Genomic DNA, 17,858 nt, shown 5'->3' on the forward strand with positions numbered 1-17,858 from the left:
GTCCACCGGGCCGCGGATGCGCGCGGCCTTCATCGCCCTGCCGCTGCTCGTTCTGGCGACGGTGGTGAATTGGCGGCTGGGGTTGGTGCTGGCGGTCTGGGTGCTGGGCTGGTGGGTCAACGCCCGGCTGGCGCGTCTCGATACCCGCGCGGCACGGTTGGCGGTGCCCATGCTCTTCGGCGTCACGCTGCTGATCCTGTGGGAGATGACGGTGCGGCTCTTTGGCGTGCCCGGTGTGATCCTGCCCGCGCCATCGGCCATCGGCGCCGCCTTCGTCGCGAACGGGCCGACGCTTTGGGGGGATTTCGTGCAGACGGTCGTGAAGGGCGCGCTTTCGGGCTACGTGATCGGCTGCGTCGCGGCCTTCGCCTTCGCGCTGCTGGTGGACCGTTTCGACTTTCTCAAGCGCGGGCTGCTGCCGGTCGGCAACTTCATGGCGGCCCTGCCCATCGTGGGCACCGCACCGATCCTGGTGATGTGGTTCGGCTTCGATTGGGAGTCCAAGGCCGCCGTGGTGGTCGTGATGATCTTTTTCGTGGTGCTCGTGAACACGGTCGCGGGCCTGGCCGACACCCAGCCGATGCAGCGGGACCTGATGCGGACCTACGGGGCCAGCTACTGGCAGTCCTTGCTGAAACTGCGCCTGCCTTCGGCCATGCCCTTCGTCTTCAACGGGCTGAAGATCGCGACCACGCTGGCGCTCGTCGGTGCCATCGTTGCCGAATTTTTCGGCAGTCCGGTGCAGGGTGTCGGCTTTCGCATCTCCGTTTCGGTCGGACAGCTGGCGCTGGACATGGTCTGGGCCGAGATCGTCGTCGCGGCCCTTGCGGGAAGCGCATTCTACGGCATCATCGCCGCAATCGAAAACCGGGTGACCTTCTGGCACCCGTCAAACCGGGGCTGAACCCCGGACCACCAACCGGAGAGGGAACGACCCATGAGAACGACACTTGCCTTGGCAGCCCTTGCCGCCACCGCCATGACACCGCTAGCCGCACAAGAGGCCGACGCGGTCACCCTGCAGCTCAAATGGGTCACGCAGGCCCAGTTCGCGGGCTACTACGTGGCCGAGGATCAGGGGTTCTACGACGAAGAAAACCTCGACGTCACGATCAAGCCCGGCGGCCCCGACATCGCCCCCGAGCAGGTCATCGCGGGCGGCGGGGCGGACGTCATCGTCACCTGGATGGCCGCCGCATTGGCCGCGCGCGAACGGGGCGTGCCGCTGGTGAACATCGCGCAGCCGTTCTCGACCGGCGGGCTCCAGCTGACCTGCCTTGCCGAAACCGGGGTCGAGACGCCCGAGGACTTCCCGGGCCGCACGCTGGGCGTCTGGTTCTTCGGCAACGAATACCCGTTCTACGCCTACATGGCCTCGCTCGGCATCCCCACGGACGGCAGCGAGGAGGGCGTCGAGGTTCTCAAGCAGGCGTTCAACGTCGATCCGCTGCTGCAAGGGCAAGCCGATTGCATCTCGACCATGACCTACAACGAATACGGCCAGGTGCTGGACGCGGGCTACACCGAGGAAGAGCTGGTCAACTTCAACTACCTCGACGAAGGGGTCGGCATGCTGGAAGACGGCCTTTACGTCATGGAAGAGAACCTCGACGATCCCGAGTTCGAGGACAAGATGGTCCGCTTCGTGCGCGCCTCGATGAAGGGCTGGAAGTGGGCCGAGGAGAACCCCGAGGAGGCGGCACAGATCGTCGTGGACAACGATACGTCCGGCGCCCAGACGCTGGATCATCAGGTCTACATGATGAGCGAAGTGGCCAAGCTGACCGAAGGTTCCGACGGGGCGCTGGACCCGGACGCCTACGAGCAGACGGTCGCGACGTTGCTCTCCGCCATCTCGGACGAGAACCCGGCGATCACCGAAGAACCCTCCGGCGCCTTCACGACAGACATCACGGACGCGGCGCTGGAGTAAGCCTCTCCCCTCGCGGGACACGTCTCCCGCGTCCGGCAGAAGACGAGGACCCGCGTCTTGGCGCGGGTTCTCTTGTGTCGCGGCTTGGCCGTCGATTGCGAGGATAAGGCAATCTGACGGTAAGGGACCTTATCGTTAGCGCATCGCGAAGGCGGTCTTGCGATGCAAGGGCCCCCTGTGCGCCGGGTTCAAGCCGTTGCCCCGGTCTCGGCTTCGGACAAGGCCGCTGCGCGGGCGTCGATCTCCGACAGGTCCACGTCGGCGGGAAACTTCCCGCGCAATCTCTGGATCTCGCGCAGGACGGGCAGGTCCCCACGGGTCCGGGCCAGCTTTACCACGAGGGCCGGCCAGCGGGGACCGGGATCGGGCAACCGCTCGATCCGGTCGAGCAGGACCGGAAGCAGGTGCGCATGCTGGCCTTCGCGCATCATCGCCTGCACCAGGTAGCTGAACACCCGTTCCTGATCGTCGAAGGACAGGGCGTCTTCGGCCTCCAGCAAACTGATGCTGCGCTTGATGACGCCCAGGTTGTCTTGCGCTTTCAGCGCGGAGGCGGCGGCCTCGATCTGAACCCGGACATCGCGGGGCAAGTCGGGAAAGGCCGGTGCGGGGGCCGGACCGTCGGGCAAAGTGACGTGGTCCGCGCCCTCTTCGGTCTGCCTTTCGTCGAAGGCGGGCGCAACTTCCGGCGTTACCTGCGACAAGTCCGGGGCCGGCTCATCGTCGGGCCGACCATCCTGGCCCGAAACCGCAAGCAGCCGGTCGATCTGGGCGAGCGTGCCGTGACTCTCCACAAGGTCGAGCGTCGTGGCGTAGATCCGGTCGGGGTCCGTCGCGCGACCGCCTTCGAGCCGGTCGAGCAGCAGGTCGATCGCCTCGGCCTGCCGATCCACTCCGGCCAGGGCGCGGGCGTGGATGAGGCCGATCTCGTCGTCGGGCCACCCATTCGCCGCCATGGCGGGCGTCGTGGCCTCCAGCGCGGCACCGGGGTTTCCGGCAAGTAGCCGGGCTGCGCCGTGACCCCGGGCATGCAGAAGCGCTTGCGCGGGATCGGGGTCGGCATAGGCCTCCAGCAGATCGGCCATGACGCGGGCGGCGAGATCCGGCGATGTCTGCCCGGGGTCGGTGTCGAGATAACCGAAGCGCGCGTCCGAGAGGATCGCGGATTCCAGCGCAGGCAGGTATTCGACGCCGTCACGGTCGCGCACGATCCGCGCGCAGGCGATGCGTTGGATCGCCTGGCCGAGGAACGTATCCGCTACAGGATCTTCCGATCCGGAGTCCGCGACTGGCGAGACGGCCAGCAGCACGAGGGCACCGGGCTTGCCGTGGGTTTTGACGAGGGCGCAGAACCGGGTCAGCTGCGCCTCGACAGCCGCAAGGTCGAGCCGATGCAACTCGAACCGGTCGGGGTAGAGTTCCGTCATGCGTGGGCTGGGCTTGGCGCCCAGGTAAAGGCCCGTGTGGCGGTCGAACCATTGCTCGACCCCGGTGGTGACGGCCAGGATCACGTCTGCCTGCGCGATCCGCTCGAATTCGGCGGTGCGGCGGCGGCGCAGGCTCCGTGCCTCCTCCAGTTCATGCGAGACGTCGGGACGGGCCTGCATGTCGATCCAGCGGCCATCGACCTCGATCAGCGCGTCGTCCTGGCCGTCCTCTGCCGCGAATGCCCAGCCAAGCGCGTTCGAGGCCACGTCGAGGTTGCCGATGCCCGGCCGCCCGGTCGTGTCCGCGTCCCGCGGTGCGGATAGCACGTAACGGTCCACGGCGCGCAAGGCGTCTTCGAGCGCGCGGGCGAAGCCGTCGCCCACCACGAAGAAGGTCGCGTCGGGGGCGATGCGGCTGTCGGTCGCTATGCGTGGTTGCACGTAGCCGAAACGCCCGCTGCCGGTTTGCACCTCGGAGGAGCGGTTGGCGGCCAGGCGGGCGCGGACCGCGTCGGGGGTGAAGACCTCGACCGTCACGCCGGCGCTCCGGAGGGGGTGGAAACAGGGTGCATCTGAACTGACGTCGGTCTGCCGGTCATCGAAGCTTCCTTTCGTGCAGGCGCCGGGGGGGGGGGCGGCCCCGACATCCGCCCCACATATGACCCGGCATCGGCGCGTTTGCGACCCCGTTCTGCTTTCGGCCCGAGGCACGGGTAATATCCCAGACGCCGATTTTCATTTGCGCCACTGGTCGTACGCAATGAACGTCGTATAAACTGGGTATCGTTCCGTCGCCGTGCAAGGCGCGCGATTTCCTGCCCGCCTCCCGTTGCCGTCAAAGGTCAATCGATGCTTCCAGACCACGCGACACGGTCCCGGATGTCCGGGGCAGGGAAGATCGGGCTGGCCGCCCTGACGCTGACCGGCTGCGGCGGCCCGCAATCGGTGCTGAACACCGCAGGGTCCGACGCACGGGTTCTGCTGACGATGCTGTCGGTCATGCTGGTCGGGCTGGTGATCATCTGGATCCTGGTGAACGGCATGATGCTGTTCTTCAACCAGCTGCAAACCGGCGCGCACGAGGAACGCTACGCCCGCTACCTGATCGTGGGCGGCGGGATCTTCTTTCCCACCTTGGTCATCACCGCCCTTCTGGTCTGGGGCCTGTCCATTATGCCGGACCAGCGCGCGCCCGGCGACGGGCTCCGGGTCGAAGTGACCGGAGAGCAATGGTGGTGGCGCATCGCCTACTGGCCCGAAGGGGCCGAGACGCCGGTGATCGCCGCCAACGAGATCCGCCTGCCCGTTGGCCAACGGGTGGAGTTCGACCTCAAGAGTGCCAGGGTCATCCACTCGTTCTGGATCCCCGCGCTGGGCGGCAAGATGGACATGTTCCCGGGCCGCGACACCCGGCTGTCGCTGGAGCCGACCGAGGTCGGCATCTTCCGCGGCCAGTGCGCCGAGTTCTGCGGGGCGTCCCACGCGCTCATGGCCTTCCACGTCGTCACGATGGAGCCTGCCGACTTCGACGCCTGGCTTGCGGCGCAGGCCGCGCCCGCGATGGCTCCCGACGGTGATCTGGCCCGGCGGGGTGCCGCGATCTTCGCCGAACAGGGCTGCGGGGCCTGTCATGCGGTGCGCGGCAGCGATGCCTCCGGCCAGGTGGGGCCGGACCTGACCCATGTCGGCAGTCGCCTCAGCCTTGGCGCCGGGATCCTTGCGCCCACGCTGGCGAACTACATGGCCTGGATCGACCACACCGGCGACATCAAGCCCGAGGTCGAGATGCCTGCCTACGATCACCTGGGCGACGACGAACTGACCGCGCTTGCGACCTACCTGATGGGGCTGAAATGATCGACGACCCCTTCGCCGCCTATTCCGGCACGAACCGCCCCAAGCCCGAGGGTATCTATCCTCCGACCGAGGAGATGCTGTCCGAACCCGTCGACCCGCAGTGGAAGGCCGCCTGCGAGGACCGGCTGAGGAAAGCCTGGATCGCGCCGAAGGGGCTGGCCTATTTCACGGCCGTGAACAACGACAAGATCGGCGCATGGTATTCGCTGACCGCACTCTTCTTCATGCTGATGGCGGGGGTGCTGGCGCTCTTGATGCGGGTGCAGCTGGCGGTGCCGGACAACACCTTCCTGGATGCCGACCGCTACAACCAGTTCTTCACGATGCACGGCTCGGCGATGATGTTCCTCTTCGCCGTCCCGATGTTCGAGGCGATTTCGATCCTCGTGCTGCCCGCGTTCCTGGGCGCGCGCGACATGCCCTTTCCGCGGCTGTCGGCCTACGGGTTCTGGTGCTTCGTGATCGGTGGCATCTTCGTGATGGGATCGATCCTGTTCGACGCGGCGCCCACGTCGGGCTGGTTCATGTATCCGCCGCTGTCGACCGAGGCGGAGGGCATCGGCACCGACATCTGGCTGCTGGGCCTGGCGTTCATCGAGGTCGCCTCCATCGCCGCGGCGGTGGAGCTGATCGTGGGCGTTCTGAAGTGCCGCCCGCCGGGGATGCGCGTGAACCTGATGCCGCTTTACGCGTGGTACGTGCTCGTCGTGGGGGGCATGATCCTGTTCGCCTTCCCGCCGCTGATCGCGGGGGATTTCCTGTTCGAGCTGCAGCGCGGCTTCGACTGGCCGTTTTTCGACCCGACCCGGGGCGGCGATCCGATGCTGTGGCAGCACCTGTTCTGGATCTTCGGCCACCCGGAGGTCTACATCATCTTCCTGCCCTCCATCGCCATCGCCGCGATGGTGATCCCGACCGTCGCGCAGCGGCCCATCGTGGGCTATTCCTGGATCGTCCTCTCGGCGGTCGGCGTAGGCTTCCTGTCGTTCGGCCTGTGGGTGCACCACATGTTCACGACCGGGTTGCCCAATATCTCTCTGGGGTTCTTTTCGGCCGCGTCGGAGGCGGTGGTGATCCCCACCGGCATCCAGATCTTCGTCTTCGCGGCGACGCTGATGGTGGGCAAGGTCCAGAAATCCCTGCCGATGCTGTGGATCTCCGGAGCGCTCGCGATCTTCGTGCTGGGCGGGCTGACCGGGGTGATGCTGGCGATCGCGCCGTTCAACTGGGCGGTGCACGATACCTATTTCATCGTGGCGCACCTGCATTACACGCTTTTCGGTGGCATGATCTTCCCGGTCATCGCGGGGATCTATTACTTCTACCCGTTCTTCCGGAAGGGAAAGATGATGTCGAAGACGCTGGGACGCTGGTCGTTCTGGCTGATCTTCGTGGGCTTCAACGCGGCTTTCCTGCCGATGCACTACACCGGGCTGATCGGAATGCCGCGCCGGGTCTATACATATGGCGAGAACGTCGGCTGGGGCTGGCTGAACATGCTGTCCACCGCGGCCAGTTTCGTGATCGCGGCGGGCTTCCTCGTCTTCGTCTGGGACCTTTTGCGCCCCAAGCGCGATTTCGAGATAGAGAAGCGCAATCCCTGGAACGCCGGCACGCTGGAATGGTCGCACAATGTCCCCGAGGAGCAATGGGGTGTGCGTTCGATCCCGCACGTCACCTCGCGCTATCCGCTCTGGGACCAGCCGCGGCTGGTCGAGCGCATGGATGCCGGGCGCTACTACCTGGCCGACACGGAGTTCGGCTACCGCGAGACGCTGATCACCTCGGTGCTGGATGGACAGCCGATGCACGTGCAGCGCGTGACGGGGCCGGCCTACGTGACGTTGCTGGCGGCCGCCTTCACTGGCGGTGCCTTCATTTTCCCCACCTTCGGCTGGTACGCCCCCGCGATCGTCAGCGGAGCCTTCGCCATCGTCTGCGTGCTCTATTGGCTCTGGACGGCCACGGCGCAGATCCCCGAGAAACCGACCAGCGACGTGGGCCTGGGCCTGCGCTTGCCGCGCTATGCGTCGGGCCCGGATGCGCCGGGGTGGTGGGCGGTCTGGATCACCATGCTGGGCGATGCCACCGCCTTCGCCAGCCTGATCTTCGGCTTCTTCTTCTACTGGACGGCGAACGAGGCCTTCCCTCCGCCGCTCGCGGAGCACGCCGACGGCGCGCTCGTGGCTGCCGCCGCGGTGCTGGTCTCCCTGTCCTGGGGCGCGACCCGCGGGGCGCGCTGGCTGAACCGTCATGACCACGTGCCCGCGGCGCAGGCGGCCCTGCTCGTGGCCTGCCTGTCGAGCGCCCTGTGCATCGCAAGCGCCTACGGGGCCGTGGCGGACCTGCGGCCCACCGCGCATGTCTATCCCGCGCTCATTTGTGCGATGGCGGTCTGGCTGATCGGGCACCTTGGCCTGGGTCTGATCGGGCAGGGATATTGCCTTGCGCGCAGCCTGGCGAAACGGCTGACGCCGATCTTCGATGCGGACCTGGCGAACGTCACGCTGCTGTGGCACTTCATCACGTTGCAGGCGCTCATCACCTGTGTGGTCATCGGGCTGCTGCCGGGGTGGATGACATGAGTGAGAACGAGCTGAACCACGATGAATTCGGCACCGGCGTCGGCACGCTGATGTGGATCACCCTCGCGCCCTGGATCTGGGCGTTCCATTTCACGATCTGCTACGGGTTGACGGCGATCCTGTGCGAAAAGGCGATCCCCGACGGCGACGTGGGCACCCTGAGGCTGGTGCTTGTCGCGGTGACCGTGATCGCCTTGGCGGGCATCGCCGCGGCGGGCCTGTCGGGCTGGCGCAACTGGACCGAGGGCGGATTACTGGACAAGCGGGGGGAGACGGGCCTTGGCGATCTGGCCAGCCGCAACCGGTTCCTGGGCCAGGTCTCGGTCTTCCTGGCGGTCGTCTCCTTCATCGGGGTGGTCTTCGTGATCCTGCCAATCCTGATGTTCGGGTCCTGCCGATGAGGGGCCTGGGACTTCTGGGCGTGGCGGTGGCGCTGTCGCTCTGGACCTGGCCGTGGGACGCCTGGCTTGGCCCCTTCGGCGCGCACATGGTCCGCCACATGGGGCTGGTCGCCGTGGTGGCGCCCTTGTTCGTGCTGGGGTTCCCGCGGTTGGGTGCGCTCTTCGCGATCTCTCCAGTCGCGGCGGCGGTGCTTGAGTTCGTCGTGGTCTGGGGCTTCCATCTGCCCGCGCTGCACGAGGGGGCTGCCTTCAATCCGCCGGTCTTCGTCCTCGAACAGGGGGTGTTCCTGGCCGTTGGCCTGTGGGTCTGGGCCGGGTGCCTGCGGACCGGTGGACTTGCCGGGGCGGGGGGGCTGTTGCTGACTTCGATGCACATGACGTTGCTGGGCGCGCTGCTGACACTGGCGCCGCGCGTGCTTTATGCCCCCGGCTGCGTGGGATCGCTGGCAGAGCAGCAGCTGGGCGGCATGTTGATGCTGGCCATCGGGACGCCGATCTACCTGGTCGCGGGATTGTGGCTGACGGGCCGCGCGTTGACCCTCAAGGACGAGCCTGCATGAAACGCGTGATCCAGACCCTTGCGGTTCTCGCCGCCGTCGCGGCACTTGCCGGGGCCGCCGTCGTCCTCGGAGGGCTTTACAACGTCTCGGCCCGGGCGGGGCATTGGCCGGGCGTGCCGTTCGTGCTGCACACGACCTACGAGCAGTCCGTCGACCTGCGCGCACCGTCCGAGGCGGAAGTGCCCGACCTGAAGGCCCCCGGCATGGTCGCCCTCGGGGCAAAGCACTTCGACGAAAGTTGTCGGATGTGCCATGCCGCCCCGGGGCTGGAGCGCTGGGCGATCCCGCAGGTGATGGTGCCGGAACCGCCTCATATCACCCGCGCCGTCGCGGGCTGGACCGCCGCCGAACTGCATTGGATCGTCGACGAGGGCGTGAAGATGTCGGGCATGCCGCATTGGCCAGCCGCCCGGATCGACGACGTCTGGCCGGTCGTGGCCTTCCTGCGCCAGGTCGAGGAGATGTCGGCCACGGACTACGCGGATCTGACCCGCCAGCCTGCCCGGCCCGAAGGCGCCCCCGACGCGCTTCCCTATTGCGCGACGTGCCACGGCATCACGGGACGCAGCGACAATCCGCAGATCCCACGGCTGGACATCCAGGACCGGGACTACCTCGAACAGGCGTTGCGGGCCTATGCGGACGGCAGTCGTGACAGCGGCATCATGCATGTCGCCGCGACGCGCGTGCCGCGGGCGCAACTGGCCGACCTCGCGGCCTGGTTCGCGGACCAGCCGGTCGACACCGCCCCCGCCGCGCCGGTGCTGGACGAGGGCCTGGCAGAGGACGGGGCGGTACTGGCACGGGCCGGCACGACCGAGATCCCCGCCTGCGTGGCCTGCCACGGGCCCGGGGTCGCGCGGAAGGACGAGACCTTTCCCCGCCTCGCCGGCCAGTCGCAGATCTACCTTGCCCAGCAGCTACGTCTATGGCGCGACGGTGTCCGAGGTGACGGCCGGCAGTCCGATCTGATGGTCAAGGCGGCCGAGGATCTGACCGACGACGATATCGCGGCCCTCGCGGCCTGGTACGCCAGCCTGCCGGCCGAGGCGCGGTAGAGATCCGGTCGTGATTCCTCGTGCCGCATCGCACGCGGCAGGGACGGCCGGGCCCGTCATCGCAGCCGAAGTTTTCGGTCACGACCGCCGTTGCCCCGGGCACGGTCTCATGCTCTGTTAGCGCCCACAACCGGACGGGGAACTTCTGAATGAGTTATCTTGGCATCGACCTTGGCACCTCCGGGGTGCGCGCCTTGCTGGTGGACGAGGACGGGGCGCCGCTCGCCTCGGTCACGCGGCCCTGCGCGGTTTCGACCCCGCACCCCGGCTGGTCCGAACAGGACCCTGCCGAATGGACCGACGCGCTGGAGCAGGCCATCGGGGAGTTGCGGGATACCGCCCCCACCTTCGCCGACCTCAAGGGGATCGGTGTCGCGGGGCACATGCATGGCGCGACATTGCTGGATGCCGAGGACCGCGTGCTGCGCCCCTGTATCCTGTGGAACGACACGCGCAGCCACGCGCAAGCAGCGAAACTGGACGGCACTGCGGATGTCCGAGAACTGTCGGGTAACATCGTCTTTCCGGGGTTCACCGCGCCAAAGCTGCTTTGGGTGCGCGACAACGAGCCCGAGGTCTTCCAGCGGGTCGCGAAGGTGCTTCTGCCCGCCGCCTACCTCAATCACTACCTGACCGGCACCCACGTCGCCGACATGTCCGACAGCGCCGGGACCTCCTGGCTGGACGTGGGCGCGCGCGCCTGGTCGGATCGCCTGCTGGAGGCCGGCGACATGCGGCCCGGGCAGATGCCGCGCCTCGTCGAAGGCTCTGCACCCGCAGGCCAGTTGCGTGCGGATCTTGCGGAAAAATGGGGCGTCGGCACGGTCGTGGTGGCGGGCGGCGCGGGCGACAACGCCGCGGCGGCCTGCGGGATCGGAGCGATGGCCGAAGGGCAGGGGTTCGTCTCGCTCGGGACTTCGGGCGTGGTGCTGGTGGCGCGGGACGGCTACGCCCCCGATCCGGAAAGCGCCGTGCACACCTTCTGCCACGCTGTGCCGGGCCAGTGGTACCAGATGGGCGTGATGCTCTCGGCCACGGACGCGCTGAACTGGCTGGCGCGGATCACCGGCGCCACGCCTGCGCAACTGACCGCAGAGGTGGACGGAATGCGCGCACCGGGGTCCGTCCGTTTCCTTCCGTATCTCTCGGGCGAGCGGACACCGCACAACGACGCGGATATCCGTGGGAGCTTCACCGGGCTTTCGACCGCGACCACGCGGGCCGATTTGACCCGCGCCGTGCTGGAAGGCGTGGCCTTCGGCTTGCGCGACAGCCTGGAGGCCCTGCGTTCGACCGGGGCCGCCCCCGAAGCGCTGCTGGCGATCGGCGGCGGTGCGGCGTCGCGCCTGTGGTTGCGGATCATCGCGACCGCCTTCGATCTGCCCCTTCAACTGCCCGCGGGGGCCGAGTTCGGTGCCGCACTGGGCGCCGCCCGGCTGGGCCTGACCGCCGCGACGGGCCGGGCCCCGGAAGAGGTCATGACAGCGCCCGCGGTCGCCGAGACGATTCATCCCGACCAGGACCTGGTTGCAGCCTTCGATGCGGCCTACGCCGACTTCCGGGCGGCCTACCAGGGGATTCGGGCCGTCCAGTAACTCGAGGCCAAGCTCACGGCGACCGCCGCGAGGCTGTGCGATAGGGCACCGACCTGTCGGCGCGATCAGCGCAGGGCGGAGAGGCTTGCCCGGTCGGGCCAGCATGTGGCGGGACGTCCGACCGACTCCTGCCAGGTGCCGAGGCTCCGGCGGGTGCGGAAACCGGCGAGCCCGTCCGCGCCGCCGGTGTCGAGACCCATGGCCTGCAGGCGGGTTTGCATGATCGCCACGTCGCCGCGCGTCAACGCATCCTGCGGCGCCCAGCGACCCGTGAATGGCCCCACGCCATAGGCGATCCTGTCGCCGACGTGTCCCACGAAAAGCGCGTAGAGGTCGCTTTCGTTATACTCTTTGAGCACGTAGAAATTCGGGGTCACGAGGAAGGCCGGCCCACCCCGCCCCGCGGGCAACATCAGCGAGGCCGGCAACCCGCGTTCGGCCTCGGGGAAGGGGCGTCCGCTGACGCGGGTGATGCCCAGCGCCTCCCACTCGGCGATGGGGCGGGCCTGGTCTGGGCCTTCCAGCGTGCAGGAGATGGCCGCGGGCAATGTGATTTCGAACCCCCAGTCACGGCCGGCCTGCCAGCCGTGCCGCGCGAGGTAAGTCCCGATCGAGGCGATGGTGTCCGCCTCCGACCCCCAGATGTCCGCGCGCCCGTCCCCGTTGCCGTCGGCGGCATGGGCAAGGAAGCTCGACGGCATGAACTGCGGTTGACCCAGCGCGCCGGCCCAGCTGCTGCGCATGGCGCGGGGGCCGACGTGACCGGCCTCGACGATGCGCAGGGCGGCAACCAGCTCTTGCGTGAAATAGTCGGATCGGCGGCCCATGAACGCCTTGGTGCCGAGCACGCGCATCGCGTCATGCGGGATCGCGGCGCGGCCGTAGGCGCTTTCGCGGCCCCAGATTGCAAGAATGATATGGGCAGGCACGCCCGTGGCCCGTCCCGTCGCGGCAAGGGCCGCGGCGTGGCGCTGTGCTATCTGGCGTCCGGTCCCGGCGGCCCCTGCGACCGTATTGGCCGCGAAATAGCGCGCGGGTGCGCGGAACTCGGCCTGCCGCGGGATGCCTTGCGGCGCCGCCGTCGTGCCCGGCGGAACGAGATCCGGCAAATCCCAGTCGAGCGCGACCCCCCCGACCGCCGCGTCGAAGGTGCCGCGCGCCACGCCTGCTCGCTGGGCCAGCGGCCAGAGCGTCTCCTGTTTCCAGCGATCGAATTGCACCTGCACCTGCGCCCGGTCCTGGGCGAGGGCCGGGCCTGCGAGGCAAAAGAGAAGGGCAATCAGGCGTATCAGCATGGCCCCACCTTACCTGCAGGGGCTTTCGGCGCCAGCCGCCTTCGTTTCGTCGGCAACGCCCCGCGCGAAATGCCCCATTGGTGCCGCTGCCTTGTCGTCGGGGATTCGACCGTTCTTCGGTTCCCATCTTCGCGGCCTAAGGCAAGGCGGCATTCAGATCTGACGTAATGTGCTGCTGCGCTTCCACGGGAAATCCATGGCCGCGTTTCTTCGATCGACAAGGGCGCGCGTGCCAATTTAGGGAAAATTTACAAGTTTGGACTTTTTTCATAGGTGAGAATGGTTTCCCGTGATGGTCGCAATGCTTCATTTTTGGCTCTATCTTTCGAAAGCAAGGGTCGATCCGCGTTCGGTGGACGACGCGCGAATCTACCTGGAAGCACGTGACAACAACGCCGCTCATGCGATCACCGGCTACCTGCACCGGGAGGACGGCTGTTACGTGCAATATGTCGAAGGGCCGAAGACCGCGCTCGATCGGCTGAGACGTGGGATTGTCCGGGACTGGCGACACGACGATCTACGTGTCCTATCCGAAGGCCTGATCCCGGTCCGGCGATTCTCCGGCTGGGACATGGCCTTCACGATCGAGGAGACGACCTCCTTCCGGAGATACCAGGCCCGACGTGGTGTCGAGTTGGACATCGCGAACGCCTCCAAGGCCGAGATCCTGAGGTTCATGACCGAGATGATCGCGACCGGGCAGGCCCGCTCGGTCGCCGAGGCGGCATGAGCGAATACCCCGGGCGGCCTTGTGAAGAATCGACGGGTCGAGGGCAGGCGGTCTAGCCAGCCGTCGAGAAATTGGCCGATAGAAAGACACCACAGCACGCTTGCAGTCGTGCGGTCGGAGCGCCGATCAAATGAGGGGAATTTGGTGGAGCCTAGGGGGATCGAACCCCTGACCTCTTGCATGCCATGCAAGCGCTCTCCCAGCTGAGCTAAGGCCCCGTGACGCGCTGTCTATGCAGCCCCCGCGGCGAGATCAAGGGACAAAATCACGCCGCGGGATGGGTTTTTTCAGTCTTCGTCAGACTTCGAGACGTCGGCGATCTCGTCGAGGCTGACCGTGTCCTCGTCGTCGTCGTCTTCTAGCACGTCATCGCCCAGATCGACGTCCTCTTCGTCGGCGTCGTCCTCGAGCACCAGATCGTCCTCCTCCTCGGAAGCCTTGGCCTTCTTGCTTTGCGCATCCTCGGCGTCCGCGACCATCGTGCGGGTCTTGGAGGTGTCGACGGTGACCACGTTGCCCGTGTAGGGGCTGACGATGGGGTCCTTGTTGAGATCGTAGAATCGCTTGCCCGTCTCGGGGCACAGGCGTTTGGTGCCCCATTCTTCTTTCGGCATGAAAATCCCCTTTTCATCTGGCGGTCAGGTGGCCTTGCGGCAATCGGTGGTCCCCTGCCATAAGGGCGGGACCGTGTCGAGAGCCGCCTTGGCCCCCGGTCTCAGTCAAAGGTTGGATATGGCCCGCGCCCTTTGCATTGGCAACCCCCCGATCACGGTGCAGATGCGCCGCTCGTCGCGTGCGCGACGGCTGTCGTTGCGGGTGTCGCGACTGGACGGACGCGTCACGCTGACCTTGCCGCCGCGCGCACCGGAGACGCAGGCAATGGCTTTCCTGCGCGAGCGAGAGGACTGGTTGCGGGGACATCTTGCGGACGTCACGCCGCAGCAGGTCGCAGGTCTTGGCACGGTGATTCCCGTCGAAGGCCGCGAGCGTGTCGTGCGGACGGGCACCGGTCGCCGCGTCGTGGTGGAGGAGGATACGATCCGTCTGCCGGACGGGGCGGGGGCATTGGCGATCCAGGCGACCTTGAAGACCTTGGCGCGCGACAGGCTCGCGGCGGCCTCGGACCGCTATGCGGCACGGCTCGACCGGGTCTACACGAAACTCACCTTGCGGGACACCCGCTCGCGCTGGGGGTCCTGCACCAGTGCGGGGGGGCTGATGTATTCCTGGCGCCTGATCATGGCCCCGCCCGCCGTGCTGGATTACGTCGCGGCACACGAGGTGGCGCACCTGGTCGAGATGAACCACGCGCCTGCCTTCTGGAAGGTGGTCGAGGACCTGGTCCCCGACTACGCCCACCACCGCGCCTGGCTGCGCGAACACGGGGACCGCCTGCACGCGGTCCGGTTCGCATGATCCCCGTCCGGCCGGCCGGCGGGACCGGGGCGGCGCACGACCGCGTCTTCCGGGCGTTGCGGACCCGCATCCTGCACGGTCAGATCGAACCCGGCACCGCGCTGACGCTGCGCGGGATTGCGGAGGAGTACGACGTCTCGATGACGCCCGCGCGCGAAGCGGTGCGGCGGCTGGTCTCCGAAGGGGCATTGTCGATCTCGGCCACGGGACGGGTGACCACGCCCGCGCTGACCAACGACCGGATCGAGGAGTTGGCTACCCTGCGCGCGCTCTTGGAGCCGGAGCTGGCTGCGCGCGCTCTGCCGCGGGCGCATTTCGCGCTGATCGACCGGTTGGAGACGATCAACCACGGCGTCAGCCAGATGGTCAGCCGGCACGACGCGTCAGGCTATATCCGTCTGAACCTGGAGTTTCACCGCACGCTCTACCTGCGCGCCCAGGCGCCCGCGATCCTTGCCATGGCCGAAACGGTCTGGTTGCAACTGGGTCCGACGATGAAGGCGCTCTATGGGCGGTTGAACCGGACCTCGCCGCCGGTGGACCACCGCCACATCATCGCGGCCCTTCACGCGGGCGACGAACCGGGGCTGCGGCTCGCGGTCAGGTCGGACGTAACGAAAGGGTTGCGGCTGCTGAAGGCCTGAGCCGGGCCTTCGTGTCGTGTCGTGTCGTGTCGTGTCGTGTCGCGGCGCGGTGCGGGGTGTCGGCCGGGGAGGGGGGGCCGTCTGCCCCCCGGCGGCAAGCCGCCTCCCCCCGAGAATATTTCCGGAACAGAGGGGGCGGGGTTTACCTTGGCTTAACCAACCTGTCCCAAGTTCGACGGGCGGAACAGGCGGGGACGCCGATGGCCGCGAACAGAGCGGCCCCGAGGGTGATCCTCGGGGCCGTGATACATGCGTTGCGTTTGCGATCGGTGGTCAGGCGTGGATCGCCCCGTCGCCGCAGGCCAGTGCGGCTTCGCGGACGGCTTCCGAGTAGGTCGGGTGGGCGTGGCAGGTGCGGGCGAGGTCCTCTGCCGCGGCGCCGAACTCCATGGCGACGCAGATCTCGTGGATGAGGTCGCCCGCCATCGGACCGACGATATGCGCACCGAGGATCCGGTCGGTTTCCGCATCGGCCAGGATCTTCACCAGCCCGTCGCCGGAGTGGTTCGCCTTGGCACGGGCGTTGCCCATGAAGGGGAACTTGCCGACCTTGTACTTGCGTTCGGCCTTCTTCAGCACCTCCTCCGTCATGCCGACGCTCGCCACCTCCGGGTGGGTGTAGATCACGCTGGGGATCACGTCGTAATTCACGTGGGGTTTCTGACCGGCAAGGCCCTCGGCGACGGCCATGCCCTCGTCCTCTGCCTTGTGGGCCAGCATCGGGCCCGCGACAGCGTCGCCGATGGCGTAGATGCCGTCGACGCTGGTCTTGTAGGCGCCGTCGATCTCGATCTGGCCGCGCTCGGCCATCTTGACGCCGAGATCACTCAGGCCCAACCCGTCGGTGAAGGGCTTGCGGCCGGTCGAGAGAAGCACGGTCTCGGCCGTGATCGAATCCTCCGAATCGTCCTTGCGCATCTTGTAGGTGACGGTGGCCTTCTTGTTCTTGACCTCGACCCCCTGCACGGCAGCGCCAAGGACGAACTTCATCCCCTGCTTGGTCAGCAGCTTCTGGAATTGGCGGGCAATCTCGGCGTCCTGGCCGGGGGTGATCCCGTCAAGGTATTCGACGACGGTCACTTCTGCCCCGAGGCGGGCGTAGACCGACCCAAGCTCCAGCCCGATGACGCCGCCGCCGATGACGACGAGCGACTTGGGGATCTTCTTGAGTTTCAACGCACCGGTGGAGGTGACGACCGTCTCCTCGTCGACCTCGACACCCTTCAGCGGCGACGGCTCGGAGCCTGTGGCGATGATGATGTTCTTGGCCTCGTGGACCTCGTCACCGACCTTGACCTTCCCCGCTGCGGGGATCGAGCCCCAACCCTTGAGCCAGTCGACCTTGTTCTTCTTGAAGAGGAACTCGATCCCGCCGGTGTTCTGGCCCACGGTCTTGTCCTTGTAGGCCAGCATCGCGTCCCAATCGACGGAGGGTGTCTTGCCCTTCAAACCCATGTCGGCGAAATTGTGTTCCGCCTCATGCAGCATCTCGGTCGCGTGCAAAAGCGCCTTGGAGGGGATGCAGCCCACGTTCAGACAGGTGCCGCCGAGGGTTTCACGCCCTTCGACGCAGGCGGTCTTCAGGCCAAGCTGCGCGCAGCGGATGGCGGAGACGTAGCCGCCGGGGCCGGAGCCGATGATGATGACGTCGTAGCTGGCCATTTGGGGCCTCCGTGTTTTCTATCAGATGAGAGCGGAAAGAAGCATCAGCATGGTCGCGAGGAAGCCGACGAACCAGATCAGCGACCGCCATGGCATCCAGCCGAAGTAATAGGCGGGCACGTAGAGGATACGCGCTGCGAGGTAGACCCAGGCGCACCCCGCGGTCAGTCCGGTGGCCTTGTCGCCCAAGGTGAGGACGACCACCGCGAGAGTGAAGAGGATCAGCCCCTCGAAATGGTTGTTGAGCGCGCGAAAGAGCCGCCCCGTCCCGACGCTGACCTGTTCCTGGATCGGTTTGCCCATGCGCTGCGGGTCGCGCGGGCTGAGCAGCTTGCCGCCCGGCAGTTCGAGATTGGCGCGGATCGAGACCAGCGCGAATTGCAGGCCCTGCAGCAGGCCGGCGAAGGTGAGGGCGGTGAGTTCGGGTGTCATGCGGTCCTCAGGAAACGGCCGGTGATCTGTGTACCGGTCTGCGCCTCGGTCTCGAGCCAGGCCTCCGCCTTGTCCCGATCGTTCACGTCGAAGAGGCACATGACGCTGCGCGCAGCATTGGTGTCGCGCCACATCTGCAACAGGGTCAGGCCCGCCTGCATCCGCTTTTCGGCCTCGGCGTCGAAACCGGATTTGAAGCTGTCGAAGTCCGAGACCTCGATCGTGGTCAGCAGTTGCATGGCGGGCCTTTCCGTGTGGGG

Annotated in this window: 17 protein-coding genes and 1 tRNA gene; 11 read left to right on the forward strand and 7 right to left on the reverse strand. The window is 67.1% G+C overall.

Going from position 1 to position 17,858, the window contains the following annotated elements; genetic code table 11:
• The first annotated feature begins 76 nt into the window (after nucleotides 1-76).
• A complete protein-coding gene (locus tag EU805_RS03995; RefSeq protein WP_370318163.1) occupies nucleotides 77-904 on the forward strand; it encodes an ABC transporter permease in 828 nt (275 codons plus the stop codon).
• A 33-nt stretch (nucleotides 905-937) separates the two neighbouring features.
• Nucleotides 938-1,933, forward strand: coding sequence for an ABC transporter substrate-binding protein (locus tag EU805_RS04000; protein WP_129762626.1), 996 nt, complete (start codon nucleotides 938-940; stop codon nucleotides 1,931-1,933).
• 188 nt (nucleotides 1,934-2,121) lie between these two features.
• On the opposite strand, the gene EU805_RS04005 is transcribed toward EU805_RS04000, so the two are convergent.
• Nucleotides 2,122-3,897, reverse strand: coding sequence for a GSCFA domain-containing protein (locus tag EU805_RS04005; RefSeq protein ID WP_165351878.1), 1,776 nt, complete (start codon nucleotides 3,895-3,897; stop codon nucleotides 2,122-2,124).
• Between the two features lie 312 nt (nucleotides 3,898-4,209).
• On the opposite strand from EU805_RS04005, the gene EU805_RS04010 reads away from it, so the two are divergent.
• The 6 genes from EU805_RS04010 (at nucleotide 4,210) to xylB (ending at nucleotide 11,416) form a co-directional block, all read left to right on the forward strand.
• Nucleotides 4,210-5,217, forward strand: coding sequence for a cytochrome c oxidase subunit II (locus tag EU805_RS04010; protein ID WP_242494049.1), 1,008 nt, complete (start codon nucleotides 4,210-4,212; stop codon nucleotides 5,215-5,217).
• Complete coding sequence (locus tag EU805_RS04015; protein ID WP_129762628.1) at nucleotides 5,214-7,802, forward strand: cbb3-type cytochrome c oxidase subunit I; 2,589 nt, start codon at nucleotides 5,214-5,216, stop codon at nucleotides 7,800-7,802. The genes EU805_RS04010 and EU805_RS04015 overlap by 4 nt, the downstream gene beginning before the upstream one ends.
• The gene (locus tag EU805_RS04020) at nucleotides 7,799-8,203 is read left to right on the forward strand and encodes a hypothetical protein (protein ID WP_129762629.1); all 405 of its coding nucleotides are present in this window, start codon (nucleotides 7,799-7,801) and stop codon (nucleotides 8,201-8,203) included. The genes EU805_RS04015 and EU805_RS04020 overlap by 4 nt, the downstream gene beginning before the upstream one ends.
• The gene (locus EU805_RS04025; RefSeq protein WP_129762630.1) at nucleotides 8,200-8,763 is read left to right on the forward strand and encodes a cytochrome c oxidase assembly protein; all 564 of its coding nucleotides are present in this window, start codon (nucleotides 8,200-8,202) and stop codon (nucleotides 8,761-8,763) included. Before EU805_RS04020 ends, EU805_RS04025 begins: the two co-directional genes overlap by 4 nt.
• Nucleotides 8,760-9,821 carry a c-type cytochrome gene (locus tag EU805_RS04030; protein ID WP_129762631.1) on the forward strand — a complete coding sequence of 354 codons (1,062 nt, stop codon included), beginning with the start codon at nucleotides 8,760-8,762 and terminating at the stop codon, nucleotides 9,819-9,821. Before EU805_RS04025 ends, EU805_RS04030 begins: the two co-directional genes overlap by 4 nt.
• 149 nt (nucleotides 9,822-9,970) lie before the next feature.
• Nucleotides 9,971-11,416: a xylulokinase gene (gene xylB, locus EU805_RS04035; protein ID WP_129762632.1), complete on the forward strand. Its 1,446-nt coding sequence runs from the start codon at nucleotides 9,971-9,973 to the stop codon at nucleotides 11,414-11,416.
• Nucleotides 11,417-11,481: 65 nt separating this feature from the next.
• Here xylB and EU805_RS04040 read toward each other — a convergent pair whose 3' ends face one another.
• Nucleotides 11,482-12,711, reverse strand: a complete 1,230-nt coding sequence (locus EU805_RS04040) for a lytic murein transglycosylase (protein ID WP_129762633.1) — start codon at nucleotides 12,709-12,711, stop codon at nucleotides 11,482-11,484.
• 301 nt (nucleotides 12,712-13,012) lie between these two features.
• Between EU805_RS04040 and EU805_RS04045 the strand changes: the two genes are divergently transcribed.
• The gene (locus EU805_RS04045; protein WP_165351879.1) at nucleotides 13,013-13,444 is read left to right on the forward strand and encodes a BLUF domain-containing protein; all 432 of its coding nucleotides are present in this window, start codon (nucleotides 13,013-13,015) and stop codon (nucleotides 13,442-13,444) included.
• Between the two features lie 142 nt (nucleotides 13,445-13,586).
• Here EU805_RS04045 and EU805_RS04050 read toward each other — a convergent pair.
• Both EU805_RS04050 and EU805_RS04055 read right to left on the reverse strand, forming a co-directional pair.
• Nucleotides 13,587-13,662: transfer RNA gene (locus EU805_RS04050), tRNA-Ala, on the reverse strand.
• 69 nt (nucleotides 13,663-13,731) lie between these two features.
• Entirely contained in the window at nucleotides 13,732-14,058 is a 327-nt protein-coding gene (locus EU805_RS04055; protein WP_129762635.1) for a TIGR02300 family protein, read from the reverse strand.
• Between the two features lie 118 nt (nucleotides 14,059-14,176).
• On the opposite strand from EU805_RS04055, the gene EU805_RS04060 reads away from it, so the two are divergent.
• Both EU805_RS04060 and EU805_RS04065 read left to right on the forward strand, forming a co-directional pair.
• Nucleotides 14,177-14,860: a M48 family metallopeptidase gene (locus EU805_RS04060; protein ID WP_129762636.1), complete on the forward strand. Its 684-nt coding sequence runs from the start codon at nucleotides 14,177-14,179 to the stop codon at nucleotides 14,858-14,860.
• Nucleotides 14,857-15,504: a GntR family transcriptional regulator gene (locus EU805_RS04065; protein ID WP_129762637.1), complete on the forward strand. Its 648-nt coding sequence runs from the start codon at nucleotides 14,857-14,859 to the stop codon at nucleotides 15,502-15,504. Before EU805_RS04060 ends, EU805_RS04065 begins: the two co-directional genes overlap by 4 nt.
• Nucleotides 15,505-15,777: 273 nt before the next feature.
• Here EU805_RS04065 and lpdA read toward each other — a convergent pair whose 3' ends face one another.
• The 3 genes from lpdA to EU805_RS04080 are packed head-to-tail and all read right to left on the reverse strand — an operon-like array spanning nucleotide 15,778 to nucleotide 17,837.
• Entirely contained in the window at nucleotides 15,778-17,166 is a 1,389-nt protein-coding gene (gene lpdA, locus EU805_RS04070; protein ID WP_129762638.1) for a dihydrolipoyl dehydrogenase, read from the reverse strand.
• Between the two features lie 21 nt (nucleotides 17,167-17,187).
• A complete protein-coding gene (locus EU805_RS04075; protein WP_129762639.1) occupies nucleotides 17,188-17,598 on the reverse strand; it encodes an MAPEG family protein in 411 nt (136 codons plus the stop codon).
• A complete protein-coding gene (locus tag EU805_RS04080) occupies nucleotides 17,595-17,837 on the reverse strand; it encodes a hypothetical protein (protein WP_129762640.1) in 243 nt (80 codons plus the stop codon). The genes EU805_RS04075 and EU805_RS04080 overlap by 4 nt, the downstream gene beginning before the upstream one ends.
• Between the last annotated feature and the right edge of the window lie 21 nt (nucleotides 17,838-17,858).

Source organism: Salipiger sp. IMCC34102 (assembly GCF_004145405.1).
In the GTDB taxonomy this organism is placed as follows: domain Bacteria; phylum Pseudomonadota; class Alphaproteobacteria; order Rhodobacterales; family Rhodobacteraceae; genus Loktanella.